The organism is Streptomyces sp. NRRL WC-3605 (assembly GCF_001509795.1).
GTDB lineage: Bacteria > Actinomycetota > Actinomycetes > Streptomycetales > Streptomycetaceae > Streptomyces > Streptomyces viridochromogenes.
In genome coordinates this window covers 198,782-209,321 of sequence record NZ_LLZN01000050.1, presented here as the reverse complement: position 1 = coordinate 209,321, position 10,540 = coordinate 198,782, and the positions used below count along the sequence as shown (strand labels likewise).

At 74.3% G+C, this 10,540-nt stretch carries 10 protein-coding genes and 1 pseudogene; 4 read left to right on the top strand and 7 right to left on the bottom strand.

Annotation, left to right across the window (positions count from 1 at the left end; all coding sequences use genetic code 11):
• Nucleotides 1–85 precede the first annotated feature (85 nt).
• The 3 genes from ADL34_RS14620 to ADL34_RS14610 all read right to left on the bottom strand — a co-directional run bounded on the left by ADL34_RS14620 (nt 86) and on the right by ADL34_RS14610 (nt 3,588).
• Nucleotides 86–1,333 carry an aminotransferase class I/II-fold pyridoxal phosphate-dependent enzyme gene (locus ADL34_RS14620; RefSeq protein ID WP_062667150.1) on the bottom strand — a complete coding sequence of 416 codons (1,248 nt, stop codon included), beginning with the start codon at nt 1,331–1,333 and terminating at the stop codon, nt 86–88.
• 164 nt (nt 1,334–1,497) lie between these two features.
• The gene (locus tag ADL34_RS14615) at nt 1,498–2,328 is read right to left on the bottom strand and encodes a hypothetical protein (RefSeq protein ID WP_062667149.1); all 831 of its coding nucleotides are present in this window, start codon (nt 2,326–2,328) and stop codon (nt 1,498–1,500) included.
• Nucleotides 2,329–2,796: 468 nt separating this feature from the next.
• Complete coding sequence (locus ADL34_RS14610; RefSeq protein ID WP_062667147.1) at nt 2,797–3,588, bottom strand: RNA polymerase sigma factor SigF; 792 nt, start codon at nt 3,586–3,588, stop codon at nt 2,797–2,799.
• 256 nt (nt 3,589–3,844) lie between these two features.
• Here ADL34_RS14610 and ADL34_RS14605 point away from each other — a divergent pair, with 256 nt between their 5' ends.
• Nucleotides 3,845–5,653, top strand: coding sequence for a thiamine pyrophosphate-requiring protein (locus tag ADL34_RS14605; protein ID WP_062667145.1), 1,809 nt, complete (start codon nt 3,845–3,847; stop codon nt 5,651–5,653).
• 15 nt (nt 5,654–5,668) lie between these two features.
• Here ADL34_RS14605 and ADL34_RS36370 read toward each other — a convergent pair whose 3' ends face one another.
• A complete protein-coding gene (locus ADL34_RS36370; protein ID WP_179199523.1) occupies nt 5,669–5,824 on the bottom strand; it encodes a hypothetical protein in 156 nt (51 codons plus the stop codon).
• 146 nt (nt 5,825–5,970) lie between these two features.
• On the opposite strand from ADL34_RS36370, the gene ADL34_RS14600 reads away from it, so the two are divergent.
• From ADL34_RS14600 to ADL34_RS14590, 3 genes are all read left to right on the top strand, one after another.
• Nucleotides 5,971–6,363 carry a DUF2795 domain-containing protein gene (locus tag ADL34_RS14600; protein WP_062667144.1) on the top strand — a complete coding sequence of 131 codons (393 nt, stop codon included), beginning with the start codon at nt 5,971–5,973 and terminating at the stop codon, nt 6,361–6,363.
• A 97-nt stretch (nt 6,364–6,460) separates the two neighbouring features.
• Entirely contained in the window at nt 6,461–6,880 is a 420-nt protein-coding gene (locus ADL34_RS14595) for a CBS domain-containing protein (RefSeq protein WP_062667141.1), read from the top strand.
• Nucleotides 6,881–6,915: 35 nt separating this feature from the next.
• Entirely contained in the window at nt 6,916–7,467 is a 552-nt protein-coding gene (locus tag ADL34_RS14590; RefSeq protein WP_062667139.1) for a type 1 glutamine amidotransferase domain-containing protein, read from the top strand.
• Nucleotides 7,468–7,539: 72 nt separating this feature from the next.
• Here the strand turns inward: ADL34_RS14590 and ADL34_RS14585 are convergent, their stop codons facing one another.
• From ADL34_RS14585 to ADL34_RS14575, 3 genes and pseudogenes are all read right to left on the bottom strand, one after another.
• The gene (locus tag ADL34_RS14585) at nt 7,540–7,836 is read right to left on the bottom strand and encodes a DUF6158 family protein (protein ID WP_062667137.1); all 297 of its coding nucleotides are present in this window, start codon (nt 7,834–7,836) and stop codon (nt 7,540–7,542) included.
• 301 nt (nt 7,837–8,137) lie between these two features.
• Complete coding sequence (locus ADL34_RS14580; RefSeq protein ID WP_062667135.1) at nt 8,138–9,757, bottom strand: ABC-F family ATP-binding cassette domain-containing protein; 1,620 nt, start codon at nt 9,755–9,757, stop codon at nt 8,138–8,140.
• Nucleotides 9,758–9,799: 42 nt separating this feature from the next.
• Nucleotides 9,800–10,472 (bottom strand): annotated as a pseudogene (locus ADL34_RS14575) (histidine phosphatase family protein).
• Nucleotides 10,473–10,540 lie beyond the last annotated feature (68 nt).

The following is a 10,540-nucleotide window of genomic DNA, read 5'->3' as shown; positions in this document are numbered from 1 at the left end:
GCCGGGGAGGCGGGCGGGGCCGGGGGGGCGGAATCCTTGAGTGGGGAGCGCGACGGGGTGGGTGCGGCCGAGTCGGACTGCTGCGTCATCGAGGGGTCTCCCATCGCTCGGCGTCGTCACGGAGTTCGTCGAAGACCGACTTCAGGTGGGTCAACGCGCGTCGCACGTGCGGCAGTTCCAACGGCGCGGGGGACGTGAGGCATTCCGCGCGCTCCTCGTCGGTGCCGGACAGGAGCGCCCCGGTGGACAGCCGGACGCGCAGTTCGCCGAGGTCGTCGCCGAAGCGGTGGCCGCCGGGCGCGGGCATGCCGAGCCGGGCGGCGAGGAAGTCCTCCAGGTCCTGCGCGTCTCCCACGTCGTGGCCGGACAGCCCGGCGCGCAGCGGTCCGAGGTCGACGTACAGATGCCGTCCGGCCTGCGGGGGGCGGGCGACGGCACCGGCGTCCAGGGCGGCCGTGTGGGCGGCTGCGGCGAGCCGCGCGTGCAGCCGTACGGTCGCGGTGATGCGGGTGGTGACCGGCTCGGGCTCGGTCAGGGCGTATCCGGCGGCGAGCGCGACCGGGCCCGCCACGCGCGCGCCGAGCGCGGTGAGCACGTCGAGCACGCGCGCGTGCAGGCCGTCACCGGCGGCGCCCGCGGGGAACCGGGCGACGGCCGCGGGCCAGGCCGTGGGGAGGTGGGCGCCGGCCAGGTCGGTGACGACGGTGACCTGCTCGGGGAGCATCTCGGCGGGGCTGAGCAGCACGGTCTCGTGGGGGGCGTGCACGGTGTCGCGCCAGGTCTCGTCGCTGATCAGATGCAGCCCCTCGCCGGCGGCGGCCTCCAGGCTCCCGTGCAGCACCTCGGGCGGGGCCACGGTGGCGGCCGGGTCGTCGGCGGGCGACAGCACCAGCAGCCGGGGGTCCCCGCCCTCCGCGCGGACCCGGCGGACGGTCTCCAGGAGGGCGTACGGGTCGGGGACGCCGCCGGACTCGGCCGGGGTCGGCACGTGGAAGACGGGGCGGCCCAGCAGGCGTGCGTACGGTGCCCACCAGGCCGCGCAGGGCCGGGGCACCAGGACGTCACCGCCGAGCGCGGCGGTCAGGGCCAGCAGCAGCGCGGGGGCGCCGGGGGCGGCGACGGCCTGCTCGGGCGTGGTCGGCAGGCCCCGCCGGTCCCAGTAGCCGCACGCGGCCTCCAGGAGCGCGGCACCGCCGCCGACGGGCTCGCTCGCGGTCCGGCCGGCGGCGGCGGCGAGCACACCGGCCAGCTCGGGCAGGACGGGCAACCCGTCGTCGGGCAGGGGCGGCCCGAAGCGCACGGGGCCGTGGCCCTCGACGTCCGTCCGGCGCATCCGTACCTCCGTGCTGTGCCAGCCGCCGTATGAGCCGCACGGTGTGTCGTGTACCCGTCGCGCTCTGCGTACCCATCGTCATCCGTCCCATGACCGCCGGCGGACGTCGCGCCCGTCACACCGGCGCGGTCGCCTCCGGCGCACGGGTCCCGGTGGCCGCGGGGTCACGGCCGCCGCCCGGCCGGTGTCCGGCGGCGCAGCCGGTACACCGCGCCCCCGGCCGCACCGGCGATCAGGACGCCGCCGCAGACCAGGGCGGGCACGGAGTCGGTGAAGACGCCGCCCTGCCCGGCCTTCACACCGCCCGGGACGGCCGGGTCGACGGGGACGGCGGACGTCTCACAGGGCGAGGGCTCCGGCGGCCGGGTCCTGCCGCCCTTCCACTCGCTCGCCGAGTCCTCGCCGTCCCCCCACTGCCCGGAGCCGCTCCAGGACGGCTCGGTACACCCGTCGCCGCCCTTGCCCCCCTTCCCCGTCTTCCCGCCGGTGCCGGTCTCGCGGGGCGCGGTGAGCGTGGAGGCGGCGGCGTCGTCCTCGCCCTCGCTCCCCGCCGCCAGGGTGTCGGCCTCGGCCACACCGGCCACGGTGAGGGGCGCGCTCCAGTCCGCCCCCTCGGCCCCGGCCGCCGCGGGACACGTTCCGTCGACGGTCCAGGCGGACTCGGGACCGGCCGCGTCCGGATCACCCGTGAAGTTCTCGGCCGGGGAGATCTGCGCGGCCCCCCGGTAGACGGGCCCGGCGTCCGCCCCCTCGCCCCCGCTGACCCGCTGGAGCTGCACGGTGCCGTCCTCGAACGCCTGGGACACGGCGTCGAGCGTGGCGGGCGCGGCGCCGTCGACCGGGTCGCAGGTGACCGACACGGTGACGGACTCGCCGGGTGTGACGGAGGCGGGCCCGACCTCCGCCGTCGGATCCGCGACGGCGGCCTGGACGCCGGCGCCCAGAGCGGCACCGGCCAGAGCGGCGACGGACAGGGCGCGGACGGTGCGGCGCATGGGGTGGACTCCTTCGGCCGACGACTGCGGTCTACGGGCACACGTGCCCTCAGCCATGACAGCCCGCCCCCCACGAACACGCGCGCGGCCGGACCCCATTCGCGGGACGGGGGGCGGCCGAGCGGGTGACGATGCGGGACGTGGAGTGAGGAGGGGGTAGAGAGCGGGTCCGCGGCAAGGACGCCTGCCAGATCCGGGACCGTCTCGGAGCGTCGGCCGCGTCTCGACGTAGGCGAGAGGTGTGCCGGACCGGTCGGAGAGCCCCGGCCGCGAAGGCGCCCGCTCGACGGTGTGGGCCCGGCACGAGGCCGGGGCGAGGGTGCGTAGGAGCAGCAGCGATGTGGAGCGCCGGCCGGGCCAGGACCGAGACGTGTGGACGGGGCCTGCGGGTGCCGGACCGGGTGCGGCGCGGGCGGGAGCGGGCGCGGGTGCCGCGGGACGGGGACGTGAGGTTCCCCGGGTGCTCGGTCAGTCGGCGTCGTTCAGGACCTGGTCGCGGACGCGGGAGCAGCAGCGGCTGATCAGGCGGGAGACGTGCATCTGGGAGATGCCGAGTTGTTCGGCGATGTGGCTCTGGGTCATGTCGCCGAAGAAGCGCATGTAGAGGATCGCCCGTTCCCGCTCGGGCAGGGCCGCCAGGCGCGGGGCGACGGCCTCGCGGTCCACGACCGTGTCCAGGGCCGGGTCGACGGAGCCCAGCGCGTCGCTGAGGGAGTAGCCGTCCTCGCTGCCCGGCAGTTCGGCGTCCAGGGACAGCGCCGTGAAGCTCTCCAGCGCCTCCAGGCCGGCACGGACGTCGGCCTCGCTCAGGTCGGCGTGCGCGGCGATCTCGGCGACGCTCGGGCGGCGGCCGGAGACGCTCTGCAGGTCCTGTACGGCGAACCGGACGCGGTTGCGCAGGTCCTGCACGCGGCGCGGCACGTGCAGGGTCCACATGTGGTCGCGGAAGTGCCGCTTGATCTCGCCGGTGATGGTGGGCACGGCGTAGCTCTCGAAGGCGTTGCCGAGCTCGGGGTCGTACCGGTCGACGGCCTTGACCAGGCCGAGCGCGGCGACCTGGCGCAGGTCGTCCAGGCTCTCGCCGCGGCTGCGGAAGCGGCCGGCGAGCCGGTCGGCCATGGGCAGCCACGCCTCGACGATCCGCCCGCGCAGCGCGTCGCGCTCCGGGCCGTCGGGCAGCGCGGCCAGCGTGCGGAAGTCGGCGGCGGTGTCGGGTGCGTCGTCGTGCGGGTGCTTCCTGGATTTCACCGGAGTGGGCATGGCGCCTGGCAACTCCCTCGGTCACGTGCTCGGGTGGGACGGTCACCGCGGGACACGCCGAGCGCTCCGGTACCGGGCACACCCGTCCGGGACGCAACGGTCCCGCGGACGTGCCTCCTGTCCGAAGCACTGTTTGTCCGCCTGCCCCCGAGCGGGGTGCCCAAACACGCGGCGCAGGTTTTCCGCCCCGGTACGCGGTCACACGGACTGGTGCCGTGTCGTCCCCGGAGTACCCGGAGTCCCCTGGAGGTCCCGCATGAGCACCACGGTCGCCGACCACGTCCTGGAGCGTCTGCGGGCCTGGGGGGTGGAGCATGTCTTCGGCTATCCCGGCGACGGCATCAACGGTCTGCTCGCCGCCTGGGGCCGGGCCGGGAACCGGCCTCGGTTCGTCCAGTCCCGGCACGAGGAGATGTCCGCGTTCCAGGCGGTCGGCTACGCCAAGTTCAGCGGCCGGGTCGGTGTCTGCGCGGCCACCTCGGGGCCGGGCGCGATCCATCTGCTGAACGGCCTGTACGACGCCAAGCTGGACCATGTGCCGGTGGTGGCCATCGTCGGGCAGACGCATCGCACCGCGATGGGCGGGTCGTACCAGCAGGAGGTCGACCTGCACACCCTGTTCAAGGACGTCGCCTCGGACTTCGTGGAGACGGTGACGGTCCCGGAGCAGCTGCCGAACGTCCTGGACCGGGCGATCCGCACGGCGTACGCGCGCCGCTCCCCCACCGCCGTCATCATCCCCGGCGACGTCCAGGAGCTCGAGTACTCCGCTCCGACGCACGAGTTCAAGATGGTGCCGTCCAGCCTGGAGTCCGGCGCGTGGACGACGGTCCCCTCCGAGGACTCCGTCCGGCGGGCGGCCGAGATCCTCAACTCCGGTGACAAGGTGGCCATCCTGGTCGGCCAGGGGGCCGCGGGCGCGCGGGCCGAGGTGGAGCGGATGGCGGAACTGCTGGGCGCGGGCGTCGCGAAGGCGCTGCTCGGCAAGGACGTCCTGAGCGACGAACTGCCGTACGTCACCGGCTCGATCGGCCTGCTGGGCACCCGTCCGTCGTACGAGCTCATGCGGGACTGCGACACACTGCTGACGATCGGTTCGTCCTTCCCGTACTCGCAGTTCCTGCCGGACTTCGGCAAGGCGCGCGGCGTGCAGATCGACATCGACCCGCACATGGTCGGGATGCGCTACCCGTACGAGGTGAACCTGATCGGCGACGCGAAGGCCACGCTGGAGCGGCTGATCCCGCTGATCCGGTCGGAGGAGCGCGGCCGTGAGTGGTTCGAGACGGTGTGCGACAACGTGGCGCGCTGGCACGAGGTGATGGAGCGGCGGGCCGCGCTGTCGGCCGACCCGGTCAACCCGGAGTACGTCACCCGCGCGCTGGACCCGCTGCTGCCCGCCGACGCGATCGTCACCTCGGACTCGGGCTCGACGTCCAACTGGTACGCCCGGCACCTGACGTTCCGCCCGGGGATGCGCGGTTCGCTGTCGGGAACGCTGGCGACGATGGGCTGCGGGGTGCCGTACGCGATCGGCGCCAAGTTCGCCCACCCGGACCGCCCGGCGATCGCGCTCGTCGGGGACGGGGCGATGCAGATGAACGGTCTGGCGGAGCTGATCACGGCCGCGAAGTACCGGGAGCTGTGGGAGGACCCGCGGCTGGTCGTGGCCGTCTACAACAACCGGGACCTCAACCAGGTGACCTGGGAGATGCGCGCCATGGGCGGCGCCCCGTCCTTCCTGCCGTCGCAGGAACTGCCGGACGTGCGGTACGCCGACTTCGCGCGCTCCCTCGGCCTGACGGGCATCCGCGTGGAGAGGCCGGAGGACGTCGAGCCGGCCTGGCGCGCCGCGCTGGCCGCCGACGGCCCCGCGGTCGTGGAGTTCGTGACGGACCCCGCCGTCCCGCCCATCCCGCCGCACGCCACGTGGGAGCAGATGGAGGCGACGGTGTCCGCGATCCTCAAGGGCGACGCGGACCGCGGCGCGATGGTCAGGCAGGGCCTCAAGGCGAAGTTCCAGGAGTTCCTGCCGGGGCGGGAACGCGAGGACAAGGGGGACTGACGGACCGGTCCGGGGTCAGTCCCCAGAGGTGGCCGCCCGCTCCGTGACCAGGCCCCGGCCCTCCGACGGGAGGGGTTCGGGGTCCTCCGGCAGGAGCAGGTCCTCGTAGCGTCCCAGCGCCAGCGTCACGCAGAGCATCAGGATCGGCAGCAGCACGGCGAGCAGTGCCATGACAGGGTCCTTCCCCAGAACGTCGCGCGGGGGGTGACTCGGGGGGTGAGACGTCCGGGTCTCCCCGGTTCCGGTCCGCAAACCCCCGTGTCGGCCTCCGGTGGACGGGTACGCGGTGCGGAGCCCCGAAGGATCTGGAGGGAGTCATGCAGCGAGGCAGCGACCGGCTGAGCGTTCACCGTGACGACGAGATGAAGCACGAACTACAAGGGTTGCTGCGGTCCGGGCACCCCACCCGGGCGGAGGAGTGGCACGACCCGGAGCCGTCCGCCGACGACGATCCGCTGGTCGCGGGCGGCCCGGTGGCCCCGGGGTCGTCGGCGGCGTCCCTGGAGACGGTCCGGCTGGAACTGGCGCGGATCCTGCGCCGCCACTCCTTCCCGGCGGGCCCGCGGGAGCTGGCGGGCGAGCTGCGGCGCTCCCACGCGCCCGACACTCTGGCCGACCCCGTGGGGCGCCTGCCGCGCTCCGAGCGGTACGCCAACGTGCAGCAACTGGCCGAGGCGCTGACGGACGGCGGACGCGGCGAGCGGCGCTGAGATCCGGCCGTACGGCCGGGTGCCGCGGCGGGTCGTGGCGACACCGCCGCGGTGCCGCCGTGCGGCCGTACGAGAGACGTACGAGGGAGGGGCGGGCATGTCCGCGCTGGTGAAGGACGTCATGACCGCGGGTGTCGCCGCCGTCCGCCCGGACGCCTCGCTCGCCGAGGCGGCCCGGCTGATGCGGGCGCAGGACATCGGTGACGTGGTGGTCGCGGACGGTCAGGACGTGGCCGGTGTGCTCACCGACCGGGACATCGTGGTCCGGGCCGTCGCCGAGGGCATGGATCCGTCGGCCGTGGCCGCCGGGGCCGTGTGCACGCCGCGTCCCGTGGTCGTGGGGCCGCACGAGCGGCTGTCCGTGGCCGTCGCGCTGATGCGCGAGCACGCGGTACGGCGGCTGCCGGTCGTCGAGGACGGCCTGCCGGTCGGCGTGCTGAGCATCGGTGACCTGGCCGAGGACGGCGACCCCCGCTCGGCGCTCGCCGACATCAGCAGGGCCGGCCCGAACGAGTGAACGACATACGAGACCGACGAGAACGCGGAGACATCATGCGCATCGCATTTCTGACCGCCCCCGAGGGCGTCGAGCAGGTCGAGCTGACCGAGCCCTGGCAGGCCGCGAAGGACGCCGGTCACGAGCCGGTGCTCCTGTCGACGCAGTCCGGGGAGATCCAGGCGTTCGACCACCTCGACAAGGCGGACACGTTCCCCGTGCAGGAGGTCGTCGGGGAGACGTCGGCCGGGGACTTCGGCGGGCTGGTCCTGCCCGGCGGGGTCGCCAACCCGGACTTCCTGCGGATGGACGAGAAGGCCGTCGCATTCGTCAAGGACTTCTTCGAGCGGGGCCTGCCGGTCGCGGCGATCTGTCACGCCCCGTGGACGCTGGTGGAGGCGGACGTCGTACGCGGCCGCGTCCTGACGTCGTGGCCGAGTCTGCGGACGGACATCCGCAACGCGGGCGGGACCTGGGTCGACGAGCAGGTGCAGGTCTGCGACCACGCGCCGAGCAAGCTGGTCACGAGCCGGAAGCCGGACGACCTGAAGGCGTTCTGCCAGACGTACCTCGAGGTGTTCGCCGCCGAATCCAAGCAGGCCGCCTGACGGGCGGGCGCACACGGCGGCCGACGCACCGGGCGCGGGACCACGGGTTCCGCGTCCGGCGCGTCCGTGCGCTCAGCCGCTCCCGGTGGCGCCGGACGCCGTGGGCGGGGTGCCGCCCGCGTCGCGGTCCCGGGCGCCCTCACGGGTCCGGCCGGCCGCCACGAGGCGGCCGGGATTGCGGCGCAGGTACTCGCCCTCCAGCTGGGCCATGCGTTCGTTGTGGGCCCGCAGCGCGTCGTTCGAGCCGTACAGCAGCGTGTCGTGGCGCGTCCGGTGGATGGTCTCCAGCTCCTTCATGAGCTGCTGATCGTCCAGCCGGCCGGGGTCGACTCCGGTCATCGTGGTGCCCCGCTCGTCGTGTTCAACCATGCCGTCCGGGTACCCGCCCGCCGATCACACAGCCCCAGAGAGGCGCACGGGAGACAGTCATGGACCTCGCCTTTCTGCATCCACTGTACGAACACCCCGGCCCAGGGGCCTCCGTGTGGGGCGGCACGCCCCCGCACGCCCCGGCCCGCGGAGGACGCGTACGAGGCGCGTACGGAGGGAGGACACGCCGCACGAGCGCCGTCCGACGGCCCGGGCCGTGGCCGCCCACCCGGCCGAGCCGGACGCCGGGCGGTCTTCGCCCATGCGGGTGAGGGGGTGCTAGGCGGCCCGCTGGCGGGTGCTAGCGGGCCCGCTGCACGCGGCGCTCGTCCCAGACCGGTTCCGGGGTCTCGCGGACGCGGCCGTCGCTGCCGAAGACCAGGTAGCGGTCGAAGGAGCGGGCGAACCAGCGGTCGTGGGTGACCGCCAGCACGGTGCCCTCGAACGCCTCCAGCCCCTCCTGGAGCGCCTCGGCGGACTCCAGGTCGAGGTTGTCGGTGGGCTCGTCGAGCAGCAGGGCCGTGACCCCCTCCAGCTCCAGCAGAAGGATCTGGAAGCGGGCCTGCTGTCCGCCCGAGAGCCGGTCGAAGGTCTGCTCGGCCTGCTGGGTCAGCTCGTAGCGGCGCAGCCGGGACATGGCGGCGCCCCGGTCCTGGGCGTGCTCCTTCCACAGGATGTCGAGCAGGGTGCGGCCCAGCAGCTCGGGGTGGGCGTGGGTCTGGGCGAAGTGCCCGGGCACCACGCGCGCGCCGAGCTTCCAGTGACCGGTGTGGGCGACGTCCTCCCCCGCCAGCAGGCGCAGGAAGTGGGATTTCCCGGAGCCGTTGGAGCCGAGGACGGCGACGCGTTCGCCGTAGAACACCTCCAGCGAGAACGGCTTCATCAGGCCGGTCAGTTCGAGGTCCTCGCAGGTGACGGCCCGCACGCCGGTACGGCCGCCCTTGAGCCGCATCCGGATGTCCTGTTCGCGGGGCGGCTCGGGCGGCGGACCGGCCTCCTCGAACTTGCGCAGCCGGGTCTGGGCGGCCCGGTAGCGGGACGCCATGTCGGGGCTGTTCTCGGCGGCCTGACGAAGGGTCAGCACGAGCTTCTTCAGCTGGGCGTGCTTCTCGTCCCACCGTTTGCGCAGCTCCTCGAAGCGGGCGAAGCGCTGGCGGCGGGCCTCGTGGTAGGTCGTGAAGCCGCCGCCGTGCACCCACGCGTCCGCGCCGGCCGGTGAGGGCTCCACCGAGACGATCTTCTCGGCGGCGCGGGCCAGGAGTTCGCGGTCGTGGGAGACGAACAGGACCGTCTTGCGGGTCTCCTTCAGCCGCTCCTCCAGCCAGCGCTTACCAGGCACGTCGAGGTAGTTGTCCGGCTCGTCCAGCAGCAGGACCTCGTCGGTGCCGCGCAGCAGCGCCTCCAGCACCAGCCGCTTCTGCTCGCCGCCGGACAGGGTCCGCACCTGCCGCCACTGCGCCTTCTCGTACGGCACGCCGAGCGCGGCCGTGGTGCACATGTCCCACAGGGTCTCGGACTCGTAGCCGCGCGCCTCCGCCCAGTCGGCGAGCGCCTGGGCGTACCGCAGCTGGGCGGCCTCGTCGTCGACCGTCATGATCGCGTGCTCGGCCGCGTCGACGGCCCGCGCGGCCTCCCGGATGCGCGGCGGCGCCACCGAGACCAGCAGGTCCCGTACGGTCGTCTCGTCGCGGACGGAGCCGACGAACTGGCGCATCACGCCGAGCCCGCCGCTGACCGTGACGGTGCCCCCGTGCGGTTTCAGCTCGCCGGAGATCAGCCGGAGCAGGGTGGTCTTGCCGGCGCCGTTCGGCCCGACCAGCGCCACGACGGCGCCCTCACCCACCCGGAACGAGACATCGCCGAGCAGCGCCCTCCCGTCGGGGAGGTGGTATTCGAGGTGCGCGGCTTCCAGATGTCCCATGAGGCCGCATTCTGCGGGGCGGCCGGGAGCGCGGGCAAACGCTTATCGCCCCGGCTCCTGCCACGGCCGCTCGTCGACGGGCCGGCCCGTGGGTCCGCCCTCGCCCGCCGGGGCCACGACCGCGCCCGCCCAGGACAGCGCCTTCCAGCCCTCGCCGGGGGTGCCCTCCAGGATCACGACGCCGGTGTTCCGCAGCGGGTGGGACGCGGCGAAGTCGACGTCGACGTTGGCGGCGCGGGCCGCGATCCACATGCGGATGGCGGCGCCGTGGCTGACCATCGCGACCGTCCGGGCCCCGCTGTCCGCGGCCTCGGCGATCACCGCGTCGTAGCGTCCGAGCGCCTCGTCGCCGCTCTCGCCGCCCGGCATCCGCAGGGACGTCTCCCCCGCGGCCCACGCGAACACGGTCCGCATGTACGGCTCGGCCCGCTCGGAGTGGCCGTCCAGCAGCTCCAGGTCGCCGGCGAAGACCTCGCGGATGCCGTCGCGCACCAGGACGTCCAGGCCCCGGGCGGCGGCGAGCGGCGCGGCGGTGGCCTGGGTGCGGATCAGGGTGGAGGCGTACCGCCTCGATGTCCTCGTCGGCGAGCGCGTCGGGCAGGGCGGCCGCCTGCTGTTCGCCGAGCGCCGTCAGAGGCGCTCCGGGCGGTGCCGTGTCGAGCAGGAACTCCACGTTGGCGGTGGTCTGGCCGTGACGGACGAGCAGCAGGCGCATGGACGGGTTCCTTCGTGTGTCGGTCCGCGTGGACCGGACAGCCTGGGGCCGGTTCAGGGTACCCAGGG

Bases quoted from the DNA above. Each gene is read 5' to 3' on its own strand.
- ADL34_RS14620 (WP_062667150.1), bottom strand. From the start codon at position 1,333: ATGCGCCGGACGGACGTCGAGGGCCACGGCCCCGTGCGCTTCGGGCCG.
- ADL34_RS14615 (WP_062667149.1), bottom strand. From the start codon at position 2,328: ATGCGCCGCACCGTCCGCGCCCTGTCCGTCGCCGCTCTGGCCGGTGCC.
- ADL34_RS14610 (WP_062667147.1), bottom strand. From the start codon at position 3,588: ATGCCCACTCCGGTGAAATCCAGGAAGCACCCGCACGACGACGCACCC.
- ADL34_RS14605 (WP_062667145.1), top strand. From the start codon at position 3,845: ATGAGCACCACGGTCGCCGACCACGTCCTGGAGCGTCTGCGGGCCTGG.
- ADL34_RS36370 (WP_179199523.1), bottom strand. From the start codon at position 5,824: ATGGCACTGCTCGCCGTGCTGCTGCCGATCCTGATGCTCTGCGTGACG.
- ADL34_RS14600 (WP_062667144.1), top strand. From the start codon at position 5,971: ATGCAGCGAGGCAGCGACCGGCTGAGCGTTCACCGTGACGACGAGATG.
- ADL34_RS14595 (WP_062667141.1), top strand. From the start codon at position 6,461: ATGTCCGCGCTGGTGAAGGACGTCATGACCGCGGGTGTCGCCGCCGTC.
- ADL34_RS14590 (WP_062667139.1), top strand. From the start codon at position 6,916: ATGCGCATCGCATTTCTGACCGCCCCCGAGGGCGTCGAGCAGGTCGAG.
- ADL34_RS14585 (WP_062667137.1), bottom strand. From the start codon at position 7,836: ATGGTTGAACACGACGAGCGGGGCACCACGATGACCGGAGTCGACCCC.
- ADL34_RS14580 (WP_062667135.1), bottom strand. From the start codon at position 9,757: ATGGGACATCTGGAAGCCGCGCACCTCGAATACCACCTCCCCGACGGG.